At 43.0% G+C, this 17606-nt stretch carries 11 protein-coding genes; 1 reads left to right on the plus strand and 10 read right to left on the minus strand.

Features of this window, described 5'->3' with window-relative positions; translation table 11 throughout:
- Positions 1 to 182 precede the first annotated feature (182 nt).
- On the plus strand, positions 183 to 947 hold the full coding sequence (locus tag BLU33_RS14030; RefSeq protein WP_091380557.1) for a hypothetical protein: 765 nt from the start codon (positions 183 to 185) through the stop codon (positions 945 to 947).
- Positions 948 to 1430: 483 nt separating this feature from the next.
- Here the strand turns inward: BLU33_RS14030 and BLU33_RS14035 are convergent, their stop codons facing one another.
- The 10 genes from BLU33_RS14035 to BLU33_RS14080 all read right to left on the minus strand — a co-directional run bounded on the left by BLU33_RS14035 (position 1431) and on the right by BLU33_RS14080 (position 17210).
- Positions 1431 to 3011 (minus strand): amidohydrolase, encoded by a 1581-nt coding sequence (locus tag BLU33_RS14035; RefSeq protein ID WP_091373967.1) that lies wholly within the window; start codon positions 3009 to 3011, stop codon positions 1431 to 1433.
- A gap of 5 nt (positions 3012 to 3016) precedes the next feature.
- On the minus strand, positions 3017 to 4372 hold the full coding sequence (locus tag BLU33_RS14040) for an aspartate aminotransferase family protein (RefSeq protein ID WP_091373970.1): 1356 nt from the start codon (positions 4370 to 4372) through the stop codon (positions 3017 to 3019).
- A 194-nt stretch (positions 4373 to 4566) separates the two neighbouring features.
- The gene (locus tag BLU33_RS14045) at positions 4567 to 5226 is read right to left on the minus strand and encodes a GNAT family N-acetyltransferase (protein WP_091373974.1); all 660 of its coding nucleotides are present in this window, start codon (positions 5224 to 5226) and stop codon (positions 4567 to 4569) included.
- A gap of 11 nt (positions 5227 to 5237) precedes the next feature.
- Positions 5238 to 6611 carry a Na+/H+ antiporter NhaC family protein gene (locus BLU33_RS14050; protein WP_091373976.1) on the minus strand — a complete coding sequence of 458 codons (1374 nt, stop codon included), beginning with the start codon at positions 6609 to 6611 and terminating at the stop codon, positions 5238 to 5240.
- A 62-nt stretch (positions 6612 to 6673) separates the two neighbouring features.
- Entirely contained in the window at positions 6674 to 8128 is a 1455-nt protein-coding gene (locus BLU33_RS14055; RefSeq protein ID WP_091373978.1) for an NAD-dependent succinate-semialdehyde dehydrogenase, read from the minus strand.
- A 13-nt stretch (positions 8129 to 8141) separates the two neighbouring features.
- Positions 8142 to 9473 (minus strand): aspartate aminotransferase family protein, encoded by a 1332-nt coding sequence (locus BLU33_RS14060; protein ID WP_091373981.1) that lies wholly within the window; start codon positions 9471 to 9473, stop codon positions 8142 to 8144.
- Positions 9474 to 9531: 58 nt separating this feature from the next.
- Entirely contained in the window at positions 9532 to 10893 is a 1362-nt protein-coding gene (locus BLU33_RS14065) for an NAD-dependent succinate-semialdehyde dehydrogenase (RefSeq protein ID WP_091373984.1), read from the minus strand.
- Positions 10894 to 11027: 134 nt separating this feature from the next.
- Positions 11028 to 12584: a flavin monoamine oxidase family protein gene (locus BLU33_RS14070; RefSeq protein WP_091373987.1), complete on the minus strand. Its 1557-nt coding sequence runs from the start codon at positions 12582 to 12584 to the stop codon at positions 11028 to 11030.
- A 40-nt stretch (positions 12585 to 12624) separates the two neighbouring features.
- Positions 12625 to 14019: a RagB/SusD family nutrient uptake outer membrane protein gene (locus BLU33_RS14075; protein WP_091373990.1), complete on the minus strand. Its 1395-nt coding sequence runs from the start codon at positions 14017 to 14019 to the stop codon at positions 12625 to 12627.
- A 14-nt stretch (positions 14020 to 14033) separates the two neighbouring features.
- Positions 14034 to 17210 (minus strand): SusC/RagA family TonB-linked outer membrane protein, encoded by a 3177-nt coding sequence (locus BLU33_RS14080; protein WP_091373993.1) that lies wholly within the window; start codon positions 17208 to 17210, stop codon positions 14034 to 14036.
- Positions 17211 to 17606: the final 396 nt, after the last annotated feature.

The following is a 17606-nucleotide window of genomic DNA, read 5'->3' on the forward strand; positions in this document are numbered from 1 at the left end:
CCAAAGAAATATAATCATGTCAATAATGGCTATTATAGAACCCAACCGGAAGGATCTCAAATCAAAACGTCAACTCAAAAAAAATCAGCGCCACTCCGTTTTTGGCACTGGACGAATGCAATAGTGGCGGGGGATCGCCTCACACATGATCAATGGAGGAAATATCAATAATAACTAAAGCTATGAAAAGATTTATACTCATTTTAATTTGCGTTGTACTACTGGCAACCGGTGTTAAAGCACAGGACAATTACGAAATACAGGTTTATGGATCAGCAACTGTTGACTCCGGCCGGACGATGGTGGAACTACACAGCAACTATACCGCTAATGGATTTAAAACAGTTATGGATGGCCAGTTGCCCGACAATCATGAAGTGCATGAAACAGTTGAAATAACGCACGGTTGGACACCTTGGTTTGAAACTGGATTTTATTTCTTTAATTCGATTGGAAGTGAAGGCCGTACCGCTTATGTCGGCTCGCATATCAGACCACGTTTTGCGGCCCCTTTAAGCTGGAACTGGCCGATAGGTGCAAGCATTTCAACAGAATTCGGATTTCAGAAACAAGCCTTTTCCAATAATACCTGTACCCTGGAAATTAGGCCGATTGCAGATAAGAAATGGAATAAAATCTATATTTCGGTAAATCCAACACTGGATAAGAGCTTTGCGGGACCTGACGAAAACCGCGGCTTTATCTTTTCCCCTAATGTGAAGGGAAGTTATGATGTAACTAAAGTAGTTGCCCTTGGATTAGAATATTATGGCAGCACCGGCCCATTTTTTAACTATGATCCGTTCCAAAAGCAAATGCAACAGCTATTTGTTGCGACTGACCTGAATACCAGTCCTGATTGGGAGTTTAACGGTGGCGTGGGTTATGGATTTACCAGTGGCACTGAAAAAGCTATTTTTAAGATAATTATAGGGCGAATATTTTAAGTTTAATCCATAAATTGGACATTCTGGGACATCTCACACAAGTACATGAACGTGAAGCACGGAATCACATGGTCTAACCTCCCGGAATATACATGCCTATCTGCTGATTTAACCATTTTTACTTGCTAGCCATTCGCTTTTATTCAGGTGAAGTTGTTATTCTTTTCTTTATCCCCTTGCTCCCGCAAGCGTCCCGCTTGTGGCCAACATGCAAGATGACCTCTTTTTGATGAATGTTTATTTGTTAAAACACAAAGTTTATCGCAATCGTATACTAAGCAAACAGGCCACAAGCGGGACGCCTGCGGGCGTATGAGTGGATAGCCCGCCCGCTTCTATCAGCGGGAACGCCCTTGTTTAAGTCGCCCTGCCTGTACAAATTTCGAACCTTTTGCTGTATGATTTGAGAAAATTGGCAGCGCTTTTACTTATGAGTGCATAAATGCTAAAAAGATTCTTTTTGTGTTCCTTTCTCTAATAGACTTAAACTTGAAACACACATTTACCATCAACAAATGTGCGTTCAATTTTAATATGTGACAGCTCATTTGCTGCTGTTTTTAAAGGATCATGGCTTAATATGATCAAATCGGCCAATTGGCCGGGTTGTAACGCACCGTATTGGGTTGCATTACCTATAGCAGCCGCGTTAATGGTGTATGCCTTTAAGGCCTCAGCAACACTAATAGATTCCCGGGGAGCAACAGCATATCCTTCATTATCCTTACGGGTAACGGCGGCCTGAGTACCCTTAAGTGGGTTGAGATCACTAACCACAGGTGCATCGGATGATAAAGCGGTTAATATGCCATGTTTTAAGACCGATTTTACCGGGTAACATTGATCCAGGTATTCCTGATCCAGATATTGCCTGAAGTTTTTACCCAGCTCACTGATGAATATGGTTTGCATGGATGTAGCCATGTTGTATTTAGCCATGGTTTCCAAATGCTTCTCTTCAGGCAAACCCAAGTGTTCTATGCGTTTTATGGTATTGGGGAATATTTCAGTTAATTGACGGTAACTGTCAACCACAAATTCAATAGCAGCATCACCAATGGCATGGGTAGCTAATCCCAGGCCTTTTTCCATAGCGGCTTTACCCAGTTGCAGGTATTGTTCTTTTTGCAGGCGAAGTATCCCCTGCTCCTTAGTATTTTTATAATAACGTTTAAGGGCAGCTGTTTTACCGCTCAAACCGCCATCGCTAAAAAATTTTACAGTATTTACATTAAACCAATCCGATGAATAATATTCGGGCAGCTCATAGGGCTTTTCACCGCCATCGGGCAATAAAATGGGGATAGCATTTAATCGGAATCCTAATTCATCAGCCTCATGCATTTCATAATAAGCCTGTAATAATAAGGGATCAACAGCAGGGTCGGTAGCAGCGGTAATGCCGAGGCTGTATAATTCATTACGGGCCGCCTTAACCATTACCTTCAACTCACTTTTTGTATAAGCTGGTATATGCTTACTCACCAAACCTAATGCAGTCTCGGAGAAAACACCGTTAGGCTTTCTATCCGCTCCTATATACATCATACCGCCTGAGGGCACAGGTGTATTTGCCGTAATATTACTTGCCTCCAGCGCCCGGGTATTTGCTACCGCTATGTGCGCACAGGTACGGATTACGTAAACGGGTTTATTATTGACAACCTTATCCAGGTCATTTTTATCGGGCATGCGGCCATCCTTCCAACCTGCTTCATTAAAGCCACGGGCGGTTATCCAGGATACATCAGGATTTCGCCAATGATAATCGCGGATCATGCCTAGCATCTCATCCAAACTGCCCGCCGACCGTACATCTAACATAAAAGTTTTAAGGTTACCCACTTTCCAGATGTGGATATGAGAATCATTAAAACCCGGCATTACCGTTTTGCCACCGGCATCAATTACGGTTGTACCTGCATGCACCAATGACTTTAGCTCATCCCATCTGCCAATAGCTTTAATGCTATTACCTTCAATGGCAATAGTATCGCCACTATCCTGCTTAAATCCCTGGTGAAGGGAAAGCAGGTTTGCATTATGAATGATGAGATTTGCCATATAAATTAACTGATTGTTACTGCTCTTTTTTCCTGCGCGCGGGCAATGGCATCTTCCAAAACCTGTAAGCCTTCGGTTAATTGTTCATCTGTAATAACTATAGGCGGCAGCAAACGGATGCAATTACTGAATAAACCTGCACGGATCATTAATAGTCCGTGCGCTACGGCATCTTTAATTATTTCCAGCGTTGCTTCAGCATCGGGTTCTTTGCTATCGCGATCTTTTACAAATTCAACCAGGCGCATGGCGCCTATACCGCGTACATCGCCAATTAATGGATATTTTTCCTTCCAGCTTTCAAGGGTTGTGCGGATGATCTCACCTACTTCATTCACCCTGTTCAAAAACGCATCGCTTTTTATAATTTTTATAGCTTCAATAGCTGCCACACATGCAACCGGACTACCGCCATAAGTACCGCCAACACCACCCAAATGCGGAGCATCCAAAATTTCCGCCTTGCCGGTAATAGCACTGATCGGCATACCCGCACCAATGGATTTGGCACTTACTACAATATCAGGCACTACACCACTATGCTCAACAGCGAAAAACTTACCGGTACGACCTGCTCCGCATTGAATTTCATCAACAATAAAAACAATTCCGTAACGATCGCATATTTCTCGTAGCTTATATAGATAAGCGTCGGGCATCGGCAAAAAGCCACCCTCACCCTGTACTGGTTCAATAATAATGGCTGCCAACGATTCCGGATCGACCTGTGAAATAAACGCTTCTTCGAGCTTTTTAATACACCAGGCAACGTATTCATCCTCACTCATTCCTTCAATGCCCCGATAGGTGTTTGGCGCAGGTACACGGTAAATATCAGACACATATGAGCCAAAGCCCTTTTTAAATAAGGTATACTTGCTGGTTAGGCTCAATGTTAGTAAGGTACGACCGTGATAAGCCGCCTCAAAACACAAAACGGCGTTGCGTTTGGTGTAATATTTGGCAACATTTATCGCGTTCTCTACAGCTTCGGAGCCAGAGTTTGCCAGCAATGTTTTCTTAGGAAAGTTGCCCGGCGTTATGCTGTTAAGCAGTTCGGCAAGGTCAAGATAGGGTTCCATTGTGGTAACCAGTGAGCAGGTATGGATATATTTATCCAGCTGGTCTTTTATAGCGTTTACCACCTGCAGGTTGCCGTGACCAACGTTGATCATACCTATACCACCCGCGAAATCGATCAGTTGATTGCCATCTACATCCCATACCAAAGCGCCCTCAGCACGTTCAACAACAATATCTGTTGATTTTGCCAAACCATTAGGTAATGCATTTTTTCTTCTCTCCAAAGCAGCCAGTCCTTTAGGGCCGGGTAATGCTGTTTTCAGTTTTATAAACGACATATGTTTTTTTAGTCCGGAAGTCGGAAAAGACCGAAAGTCCGGAAGTTTGTTATTTTTAGTCCGAAAGTCCGATAAGTCGGAAAGTCCGGAAGTTTATTTTTTTGTTATCTGATTATTGGGCTTTTATCTTTTTGACTTTCCGTCTTTCCGACTTGCGGACTTTCCTGACTTTCGGTCTTTCCGACTCACTCAACTCAAATCTCCTTATCTATCTCAATTTTAATCAGCACACCGTAATTACCGCATACAGGGTCATTCAAGTGCTCAGGCATCAGGGCTATGGGTTCAAATCCGATTTTCATTTGTTTGGTGAGGGTTGGATCCTTACGCTTGCCTGCAATTAGTTCCTGATAATAGGTTTCACCACTTATCTCATTACTTACCGCACCGTAGCCGCTCATCATGCCTACGGTTAACTGTCCTTTTAAGCCAAGCGCCCTCGCCATTTCGTGCCTGGCCCTGTACAGCAGCCGGGCCAAACCCTGACCGCGATAGGCAGGCAATATGCCCATATCCAGGCCATAAAGCCAATCGCCTGTAGGGTCATGATTAGTTAGCCATCCGCCTGCGATAGTTTCGGCAAACGTATGATGGTAGTTGGCAAAATCGAAGTTGGTGCGCATGGTGGTTGTCATGCCGATCACTTTATCCTTATCAGTTATCACAAACTGCCCCTCGGGGAATAGTTCAAGGTGCCTTAAATAATGCACCGCCCTGATATGCTCATCAGCCGATAAAGTTGGGAATACAATTCTTTGCAATTCTTCCAGTTGCCCGGCATGCTCGGGCCTGGTATTTTGTATCAACAAACCTGAGTTTTCAACAGTAGTATAAGTATTAATAATGGTTTGCATTTCTTAATTTTTTAATGAATAACATAGCCCAGCAAAACATAAACAAGTGCAGATATAGAAAAAGCTATCAACGCGTAAGGCAATTGTGATAAACCATGATCCAGGTTATTACATTCGGTACTTTGCGCCGTTAATACGGTAGCATCAGAGTATAAACAGGCATTAGCACCAAACACACCCGCGCTGATCACTGCGCCACAATTGAGCAATACGTTTGAACCGAAATGCTGCGCCAGCGGTACAACTAGTGGTATGGCAATAGCATACAAACCCCATGATGAACCGGTAGTAACCGAGATTATGGAAAGCGATGCAAATATGATAACCGGCAGAAACTCCTTATTGAGGTATGGCGATGCAGAATGCAGCACATATTGGGTTAAGCCCATTTTATCGTTCACATCCTTTAACACATAGCTCATCATTAATATGGCTAAGGCATATATCATGCTGTTAAAACCGCCAAACAACGTTTCCGACAATTGCCTGAACGTGCCGACTTTGATAACCAGGTAATAAACAAACGTAAAGGCCACAGCAACCATAACACCTTTTAAGGCATCAATATCAAAGAAAATAGTAGCTGCCAGCAATACGATAATAGGCAGTAAAAAGTAGATGATCTTTGATGATTTGGCCGGGTTCATGGCAGTGATATCCATAGTTGCGGTATCATTAAACTCGGATGCAGTAAGCTGACCAGTTTCCTGTGCGCGGATATCAGCCTGCTTCAATTTGCCGAACCATGGTAAAACGCCATAGATAAACAATGGAATAATTAGTACCGATACATATCCGTATGCCACATAGGGTATCATTTTCCAATAGGTAGCCAAGCCCTGCCCTTTTGGGGCCACGTGCGATGTTTCGAGGATATTACCTATAAAGATAGTCCAGGTGGAGATTGGCACTACTACGCACCATGGTGGTGCTGTGGTATTCACGATATAGGCCAGTTTTTCGCGGGGAATTTTAAAGGCGTCGGTTATTTTGCGCATGGATAGGCCAACGGTAAGTGCGCTCAGGTAATCATCCAAAAAGATAAACAGCCCCATCCCCCAGGCACCCATTAGCGCGCCTTTTTCGGTTTTTATTCTTTTCAGCGCCCATTCGCCGAATTTGAAAGTGCCACCACTGCGCACCATCAGCCCAATTAATGACCCGTACAACCCGCACACCAATATCACCCATACAGAATCACTGTTACCCATCACCTTTTCAAAGGAGTTAACAAAATTGGTAAAGAAGTTGGTATGCTCGTGATAACCAATAATAGCATAGCCTACCAAACAGCCGATCAATAAGGGTTCGAACGAGGTACGTTGTTTTATGGCGAGTATGATAACTACTGCCGGGGGTATTAATGCTATTGCGCCGTAAGCCATTTTGGGGAATGAGTGATTTAGTGGGTGAGTGAATTAGTGAATTTCATTACTTATGTTATCTATTAAATACCGCCTATGCTGATCAGTTTCTTTTCCATATACTCATACAGGCCCTCGCTCCCGCTTTCATGGCCTTGCCCGCTTTGTTTCCAACCGCCGAATGGGAGTTCTGTACCATGAGGCGCCCATTCGTTAATGCCGATGATGCCAAATTCCAATCCCTCTGAAACCTGTATAGCTGTTTTTAAATTATTGGTAAAGACATAGGCCGCGAGTCCGTATTCGGTATCGTTAGCTTTTGCCAGCGCATCTTCCAAATCGTCAAACTTAAAAAGCGGTAATACCGGGCCGAATATTTCATTACGGGCAAGCGTTGAGGTTTGATCGAGATTGGTTACTACAGCAGGCTGTATGAAATAGCCTTTATCTGTGTGTTCAGGAAAATGCCCCCCGGTAAGCACGGTGGCATTTTCAGTTTTTGCTTTTTTGAGTAGATCAACTACACTATCCCGTTGTTTACTGGTGATAAGCGGACCCACATTCACCCCATCTTCAAAACCGCTACCTACTTTAAGGGCCGACACATACTTACTTATCGCTTCGGCAAACTGGTCATAAATATTTTTGTGTACATAAAAACGCTGCGGTGATACACAAACCTGTCCATTATTACGGAACCGTGCAATAGAAGCCGCTTTGGCTATGGCATCAACATCTACATCATCAAAAATTATTACGGGTGCATTGCCCCCCAATTCGAGCGAAAGCTTGGTACTGGTGCGTGAAGCGCCATCCATTAATAACTTACCAACCCGAGTGCTGCCTGTAAAGCTGATCTTTTTTAAGCGAGGATCATTCAGCATAGCCTCGCCTACCGGTGCCGCATCTGCTATCAGTAGGTTTAATACCCCGGTGGGTAAACCTGCATGCACCAGCGCATCAACCAAATGATAGGCTGCTAATGGCGTAGTTTCCGATGGCTTTGCAACAACCGTACACCCGGCTGCCAATGCTGCTGCCCATGCACGTGCCGGGTTATACGCCGGAAAATTCCAGGCGGTGATGATACCGATAACGCCCATGGGCTGATAAATAACCGAGCTCCTTTTATCAACGCGATTGGTTGGGATCACTTTGCCATAAGCACGCTTGCCCTCTTCGGCATACCATTCAAATAAGTTGGCGGCAACTGTCCATTCGCCACGGGCTTCCAGTAATGGCTTGCCGCTTTCCAGTACCATATCAAAAGCTATGGTATCCAGGTTTTGGCGCAGGTAGTCGGCAGCCTTTTTTAGTATTTCAGCACGATAATAGGGCGTTGTTTTACTCCAGGTTTTAAAGGCTGAACTTGCGGCATCAATAGCCAATGCCGCATCTTTTTCGTTTCCGAAACTAATTTCGGAGATTAACTCCTCCGTTGCCGGGTTTATTAATGGTATTTGTGCACCATCAACCGCGTTAACCCACGCGCCGTTTATATATTGTTTGTTTTGTACCGATTTCACTGATCCGCTCATAATCCTGGTTGATTTAATTTTTGATTTTGCCGCCTACCTGTTGGTCGCCCAATAATTGATGTAAGCCACCTTCGATAATATCCAATCCTTTATGCAATAGCTCTTCCTCAATCATCAGCGGACTAAGCACCCTGATCACATTGCCATTAACCCCGGCATTGATAACGATAAGGCCATTATCGGCACAATAAGCTATCAATTTTTTACAAAGCTCTGTATCTGGTTGAAATGGATCGTTATCTTTTACCAATTCAAAGGCCATCATAGCTCCTAATCCACGCACATCGCCAATAGCTGTAAATTGTTGTTTAAAGGCATTGAAACGCTCGCGGACAATATTGCCCACACGTTCGCCAAGTTTGTTGATGTCCATCTCTTCCATATATTTTATGGTTGCCAATGATGCGGCGCAGCAAACCGGGTTGCCGGGATAAGTACCACCGATGGTTGATGGTTTACAGGCATCCATTATTTCGGCTTTGCCGATGACCGCCCCTATTGGCATGCCACTACCCATACTTTTTGCCCAGGTTGATATATCCGGAGTAACGCCGTAATGCTGATAAGCTGCCCATTTGCCGGTACGACCAAAGCCACTCTGCACTTCATCCAAAATGAGCATGATGCCATACTTATCGCAAACCTTGCGCAAGTCTTTCAGGTATTTTTGAGGAACAACATTAAAACCACCTTCACCTTGAACAGGTTCGATAATGATTGCGGCGACTTGTTCTGCAGGCACATTGGTATGGAAGAAATCATCCAGTTCGCGCAGGTGTACATCTGAAAACAGATCCAGATCCATGCCATTGCCATAGCGGTAATAATCCGGAAAAGGGATCCTGTAAACTTCGGGCGCGAAAGGGCCGCAACCCAGTTTATAACCTACTTTTGAGGTAAGGGTCATGCTCATCATGGTACGACCGTGAAAAGCACCACCATAGCAGATAACGGCTTGCCTGCCTGTGCCCTGACGGGCTATTTTTATGGCATTCTCCACACTTTCTGCACCTGAATTGGTAAGCATAACCTTAGTATGATCGCCATGCGGGAACAGGGTAGCCAGCTTTTCGGCCAATTGCATGTACAAATCATACGATGCCACATTGAAGCTGCAATGGATAAGCTGTGCAGCCTGATCGGCGATAGCTTTAACAACAGGCGGCGGACAATGCCCGGCATTAACTACACCTATACCGCCTGCAAAGTCGATCATTTCGCGGCCATCGGCATCAGTAATAATTGCTCCCTTGGCGCTCACCGCAGTTGATGGGTTAAATATGCCTATGGCATTGGGCACAAACTGCTTTCTCCGGTCTAATATCTTTTTACTTTTTGATTCCATTTCTTTGATGATTACACCGATTTTGTTTTGATTTCACCGATTACCTATATGTTTTCATTTATTGATCGGCTGCTATGCTTTTTATGTTCACAAATTCTAATATGCCGTGCCTGCCCAACTCCCTGCCATAGCCTGATCGTTTTATGCCGCCGAATGGTAATCTTGGATCTGATTTTACCAGTGAATTAATAAACACAGCACCACTGTTTACCTTACGGGCCAGGGCGATGCCTTTTTCTACATCCTTAGTCCATATACTGCCGCCGAGACCATAATTTGATTGATTGGCAATGTTAATTGCATCCTGCTCATCTGCGGCAGTTATTACTGACGCTACGGGACCAAAGGCTTCCTCATCAAAAGTGGCCATGCCTTTTTTTACATTCAGCAATAAGGACGGGTTGAAATTTGCACCGTCAACCTCGCCACCAAGCTGTAATGTGGCCCCTGACTTTATGGAGTTCTGCATTTGCTTTTCCAGTTGCTGCGCGAGGTCTATTCGCGCCATTGGCCCGGTTGTTATATTGGTATTGAATGGATCGCCCTGCTTTAATTTCTGAATTTGCAACTGTAATTGGTTTACAAACTCCTCCTGTATTTTCTGCTCTACAATGAACCTTTTTGATGCGATGCAGGATTGCCCGGCATTCTGCATACGCGATTGGATGGCGACAGTGGCAGCTTTTTCAATATCAGCATCAGCCAAAACAATAAGGGCATCTGAACCACCTAATTCCAGTACCGATTTTTTGATATGTTTGCCAGCCAGTATTGCCATTGATGCACCTGCCCGCTCGCTGCCGGTTAATGTTGCCGCTTGAACGATATCGGCAGAAATAATTTTTTCTATTTCAGGCACATCAATAATCAGTGATTGAAATACACCCTTTGGCGCACCTGCTTCCTTAAATACACGTTCAATAGCCAGCGAACATCCGGTTACGTTTGGTGCATGTTTTAGTAAAGCTGTATTCCCTGCCATTAAGGTGGGGGCTGCAAAACGGAACACCTGCCAAAAGGGGAAGTTCCAGGGCATGATGGCTAATACCGCACCTATTGGCTGGTAGGCAACAAAGCTTTTGTAATAACCCGCTTCCATTATTTCATCAGCTAAAAAAGCTTCGGCATTTTGGGCATAGTACTCGCAGGTAACAGCGCATTTTTCTACCTCACCTTTTGCTTCTGCTAATACCTTGCCCATTTCATTGGTTATAATAGTTGCCAGCTGCTCTTTTTCTTTTCTTAGGATGGCTGCTACATTATTCAGGATGCCGGCCCTGTGCGCATAGCTTTGTAATGACCAATGCGTAAAAGCTTTGGCGCTATCTGTAAGGATAGTGTTAATTGCATGGTCATCCATTAACGGATACTCAGCAATTACCTGCTGGTTATAAGGGAAAATTGATTTAAATACGCTCATAATATTTATTGATTACACAGATTAGGAAAACAGATCATACCGATTGATTAACGGTGCGCCTTTGTAGTAAAATATTAATCCCTTTATCATTGTAATTGTTTAAAAATTGGTCATAAAATATAAGCTCAAGCTGTTTAGCTATTAATAGCCATTGCCTTTAACATCGTCTCCACTGCTACCCTGCCTGTTTGCGCGCCACCATTCATATAGCCCTGAAAATCGCGGCTTACATGCTCCCCTGCAAAATATATATCGCCGACAGGCACACCTTCCCAGCCTGCCAACGTGCTCCATTGCCCGATTTTAAATGAGCTGTAAGCCGCTTTAGAGTATGGGTTATTTTGCCACAGAAACTTTATCGTTTTTTTACTGAAAGCCTCATCCATGCCCGGATAAATGGTATTTAAGGCGGGGACAAACTTTGCCGCCAACACTTCTGTGCTTTCACTATTTACCATATCGCTGAAATCACCACCGCCAAAAACGGTGAACGTGCCTTCATTTTCTGATTGCATTTGGCCACCATCCCATCCGCAGCCAAAATCCAGGTCGGTAAACGTGTAGCCTTGTTCACCATGCGCGCGCCATGGTTTTTTTGTAACACCGATAAAAAATTTACTGCTATTGCCATAGCCTATCTCATCAATACATTTCCGTTTACCTTCGGGCATAGGTATTTTAAAGTCAATACCCCTTAATATGGTGAAGGGGATAGCAATGATAACACGTGCGGCAGTGACCGTGGTGATTGTTCCATTCTGATCGAACTTCAGATCATAGCCCTGCGATTCATTTTTCTCTATCCCAATAAACTTATATCCTGTTTTTACCGATGAATTTACCTTTTCATAAAGCGCAGTGGTTAAGTGCATACTGCCACCTTTTATCTTAAAAACCTCATGATCGGGGCCGAATAACTCATAGCTTTTTTCAGTAGCCACGGGTGCTACAAACATGATGAGGAAATTAACCGCGGATTGGATGGATGCCTCCATGCCATACTCGCGTGTTAGCGTTACGTGCAAATAATCATAAAGCCAGCCTGTTATGCCTATTGATTTCAGGTAAGCATCTATAGATTGATTATCTAAATGTTGAAATTTTGCCGCAGAGTGATAGCTGATAATATCAGGTAAGGAAGTAATGTCCTTTACCAACTGAGCAACAAATGGCTTGAGCGCATTTACCAGGTCGGCTTCGCTATACCGTTGGCCACCAAAGTAAAAAGTCTTACGGATTAGTGGATCCGTCCGCAGATCATAGAACGATAAGCCTAATTCTTTTGCCAACTGTAAGATATCAGCATGAGTTGAGTCCACAAATTCGCCGCCAACATCAGTAGTGATGCCCTTACCAAATTCATCATGCAGGGTATACATACGCCCGCCAATGCGGCCCGAGGCTTCATATACTGTTGCTTTAATCCCTTTCTTTTGTAACTGATAAGCAGCATTTAAACCGGCTATCCCTGCGCCAATTATGGCAATATCATTGTTTTTTGTTTTGTTGCACGATGTTAGGCTCAATAATGGCGGTGTAAGCATCACGCCTGCACCAGCAATGGCTGCCTGTTTTAAAAACCTGCGCCGGCCTTCATTCCATTCATTAAAACTTACCAATGCCTCCTCATCCTCACGCAGTGCTGTATGAAATGCTGATTGTAAAAGCCGGGTTATTGAATTGTGAGCCATCGGAAGTTAATTATTGAGTTACTGAATTATTGATTTGATTTTAATAACCCGGGTTTTGTATGACTACACCATTAGTGGCGCTTATTTCTCTTAACGGTATAGGGAAGCAAGAATTTGTTATGGTTATAGTTGTGCTGGTTAAGGGCTGTAATACATTAACCACCTGCCCTAAGCGCGCCAGATCAAAATAACGGTGGCCTTCAAAGTTGAATTCCGCACGGTCCTCATCGGCTACAACTTGCGCGTAGGTATCATTATCGGGCACATCGGCGGCCGTTAATGCTGCTAAGCCACGATTTGTCCTGATCATATTTACATCGGCAAGGCCTTTGGCACGCCCCAATGCTTCAGCCCTTATCATATACATTTCAGCAATGCGGATCACATATGCAGAATTGTCCTTTTGCTTAATATCACTGCTGTATTTCAGTGTGCGCAGATAGCCGTTAGGATTAGTGGTATCAACTAAATTATACCGTAGGTCGCCGGGGCGGTTTTGAAAAAAGGTTTGCAGGTCAGGGTTTAGGATAAATAATACTTCGGTTGAAGCTGCATCCGGCCTAGCATAAGTAGTAGCGTTATACTCACTTTGATTTTGCTGATCGAATGGCAATTCAAAAACAGATTCCTTGCTATTTTTTGAGGTATAAATTTCCGTGAAATTGTTTTTATCAAGCAAAGTGAACGCTCCATCGTTAATTACCAATGTAGCGTACTTTGCGGCATCGGTATAATCCTTTTTATAAAGATATACCCTGGCCAATAAAGCATTAACTATTGCAGGGTTTACATAGTTTGGGTTACGATCGGTACTTGTTTTTAACAGATTTGCCGCTTGCAACAGATCGTTAATAATAGCAGTATAAGTTGCAGCTACGGTGCTGCGCGGAACAACACTGGTACTTGTTTGTACGGTGGTTACAACCGGGATACCATAAGAAGAAGTGAGATCCCAATGATAACCAAAGGCACGCAGCAGATCAAAATGCCCCATTGCTCTTAATGTTAAGGCCTGCCCTTTTACTGCATCCAAATATGATTGAGATGCACCTTTAACGGTGCTTTCACCGGCTATAATGGCGTTTGCTGCAGCAATCGTTTTGTAAATAGCCACATAAGTATTCTGGATAAAGATATTTGACGAAGTAACGCTGTAAGCGCCAAATTCGTTTAACGAGGTGTTGTTATAACCGCCTGCAACGCCATTATCGCTGTTCAGGTCGCACATCATCGGGTAGTTTGCTCCGTAATAATCCTGCACCTCTAATGTGCTATACATCCCTGTTATGGCTGATGACAGTCCGGTGGAATCTTTAAAAAGCTGCGATGCCTGTACAGCCGTTGGTGATATTTGATTTAGCTTGGCGCAACTGCTCATGATGAGCAATGAGACTGCGATAAAACTAAAAGCTGCTATATATATTAATTTCTTCATGGTCTTACGTTTGTTTAAAATTTAACATCAACACCTAAACTAAAAGTGCGCGCCGGCGGATAGGCTGCATAGTCAATACCCGCAGTTTCAGCATTACCCCCACCTGTCGAACTCACTTCCGGATCAAAGCCTATATATTTTGTCACCGTTAGCAAGTTTTGGGCCTGTGCGTATATCCTTATGCTGCTGAAATATTTTGGTTTGCTAAAGGTGTAGCCAATATTAACCGTCCTGATTTTCAGGAATGAACCGTCCTCCAGAAACTCGCTTGAGTTAGGAAAATAATTTTGTGTTAAAAATGAAGGCCGCGGAATGTCAGTTATCTGGCCCGGGTGCGACCATGCGTTCAGTACCCGAGTATCGTTATTGGCATAAACGCCTCCTAAATAAGCACCTGATGGTGTTGACGCGCTGCTCCAGCCTAAGCTTTCATAAGTAGTACGAATAAGGTTGAACACTTTATTACCATAACTAAACTGCGTGGTAATAAGCATATCGAATTTTTTATACTTAAATGAGTTATTGAAACCACCGAAGAATTTCGGCCTTGCATTACCAATTACCGTTGCATCACGGGTAAAATTTACCTGGTCGGCGCGTTCCTTGGTACCATCTGCCGCATAATATAGCGCATCGCCATTAGCAGGGTTAACACCAGCAAATCGCACACCCAAAAATGTACCAACCGGCTGACCAACTTTTAAAATATTGGTAGGCGACTGATCGTTATAAGCGCTGATGTATTGATTATCAACAGCCAATGATTTAATAGTATTTTTCAGGAACGAGATATTGAAGGAGCTTGTCCAGGTAAAATCAGTGGTCTTAATATTATTGGTGTTCAACTGTATTTCCAAGCCCTGATCCTGGATTTTCCCAGAGTTTGCGTAAGCCCATTGAAAGCCTGTAGTACCCGGTATCTGTTGTTGATTTAACAGTTTGGTTTCATCAGAAACAAAATACTCGATTGAGCCATTTATAAAGTGGTTAAACAAATCGAAATCAGTACCAATGTTAAAGGTTTTATTGGTTTGCCAGGTCACCGGCTGTGGGCCTAAGATGTTATAAGGCACAAAGCCCGCGTCGCCATTATATTTTGCAGCACCCCAGTAAGCATAATCCTGGTATGAGGGCACATTATCCTGATCGCCTGATAAACCGTAGCTGACACGTAGTTTTAATGAGTTAACTACTTTATTATCCTGTAAAAAATTCTCGTCGGATAGGTTCCATCCTGCTGAAGCAGATGGGAAATATCCCCATTGGTGACCCGGAGCAAATTTTGATGAACCATCGGCACGCATAATAAATGAGAACAGGTATTTGCCGGCATAATCATAATTGGCACGCGAAATAAACGACCGGAGCGCATCGTACACCAATGGATACGGCACTATAAATACTAAAGGTGTAGCCGCATTATTAATATTTTGAACATCACCTGTTTGCGGGAAACCCTCTCCTCCGCTTTGCGACAACTGGATCTTACTTTGCTGCTGTGAATAACCCGCCAATAAGGTGATGTTATTTTTGCCGAAGCTATTTTGATACGTCAACAGGTTTTCATTTAACCATGTTAACGTTCTTGATTCACCTAATAAAAGCTTGCCATCAACCGCCTGCGCATCAACCGTAAGTGCTGAGAAAAACTGATTATCATTCACATCATTATAATCAATTGACCAGGTAGTTTTAAATTTAAATCCCTTTGCTATTTTATATTCTGCAAAAAGCGAAGAAATGAACCTGTCGGTATAAGTATGTGCATTGATCTCATTGGCTGATTTAACCGGGTTGTCAGATAACCAATAGGCCTGGTATTGGGTGAAATCGGCATATACACCCGGCGATGAATAAACCGGCATTAATGGCGATGCTCCCAGCGCATTGGTTACTATACCAGTATAGGTATTATCATTAAAGCTACGTTTATCGTCCGAATAGGATGCACTCATATTCATTCCAAATGTTAAATTCTTGGTGGCCTGGTCATCAATATTAGCGCGCAGGTTATAGCGTTTGTAATAGTTGTTGATAATGATACCATCCTGATCATAATAACTGCCACCGATAAAGAATTTGGTTTTATCTGTACCACCGCGAGCTGATAACTCATAATCAACAACGGGCGCGTTACGAAATATTGCATTCTCCCAGTTGGTGTTTATACCGCTGGCCAAATTATAATATGGAGCGGCAGGGTTAGCTATAGCATTGCCATTAGCATCAACAATACCTGCGCTTATCATATCCGATAAAGAAAAATGAGGATTGGGATTATTTGTGGCAATATCATTATGGTAAACCCAGATATCCTCTGAAATTGCCTTTTCTGTCAGATCGTAAAACTGTTGTGAATTTAAAAATGGAATTTCCTTTGCAACCGACTGTACCCCATAACTCATATTAAAATCAAGTACAGTCTCTCCTGCCTTGCCACGTTTGGTAGTAACCAATACTACGCCATTAGCTGCCCGCGAGCCATATATAGCCTTTGAAGCGTCCTTTAATATCTCTATTGATTCAATATCATCGGGGTTGATATCCGAAATTGAACTTATATTTTGACCGCTGCCTGTTGACTGCCCTGTAAGGTTATAAGCAGTACCTAATGATGAATTGCTTTCACTTTCCATGGGTACACCATCAATAACATATAATGGGTTTTGCGCTCCGCGGATGCTTACCAGTAAGCCTGCACCTGGTGTGCCTGATGGCTGCGTTACGTTTACGCCTGATAGCTTACCTTCAATACTGGCTGCCAGATTTGATACCGGCTGGTCTTTAAATTCCTTATTTTTAATTGATGATATGGCACCTGTAACCTCACTTTTCTTTTGGGTACCATAACCAACTACTACCACCTCCTTAAGTTCGTTCTTTGATTGGTCGAGCACTATGGCAATATTGCTTGCTCCTTTAACTGCAACCAGCTTTTTATCATACCCGGCTGATGATACCTGCAGTACAGCATCAGTACCATTCACTTTGAGTGTAAAGCTGCCGTCAACAGCGGTGCTTACCCCCTCATTAGTGCCTTTTATAAGTATGGATGCTCCTATTACAGGATTGCCCTGCGCATCTTTAACAGTTCCTTTTAAGGTTCGATCCTGTGCGGCGGCTAGCTGCGGCACCGTGCAACAAAGCCAGAGGATTACAAGACTAAATAATAAACGTAAAGTTTGCTTCATGGATGTGATTTTGGAGGTTAATGGAAGTTTTTTGTCTAAAAATCATCAATTATATATGCCGTATAAATTAATTTTTAAGTCAGGACCAGCATTTCAGTCTAAAAATCCCCTCACTAATCAATATAAATCACCTCATTTAGAAAAAACACCCGTTATTATTATAAATCTAAATATCACTAAGTCAGATGAGTAAAAATATAAGTCAAAATATTTTTTCGATTTATTTTTTAAATATTGATTTACAGATAGTTACATTTAGTCAAATTTAAGTATATTTATTGGTCAAAAGTTTGACAAAACTATATTGTTATGACCAGATGATTTATTCATAAAATTTAGCCTATTTTAATGCCAAATAGAAACCAATCAGCGTGATTTTTTGAAAAAACATCAGTA

The sequence above is a fragment of the Mucilaginibacter mallensis genome (assembly GCF_900105165.1).
Classification (GTDB): Bacteria; Bacteroidota; Bacteroidia; order Sphingobacteriales; family Sphingobacteriaceae; genus Mucilaginibacter; species Mucilaginibacter mallensis.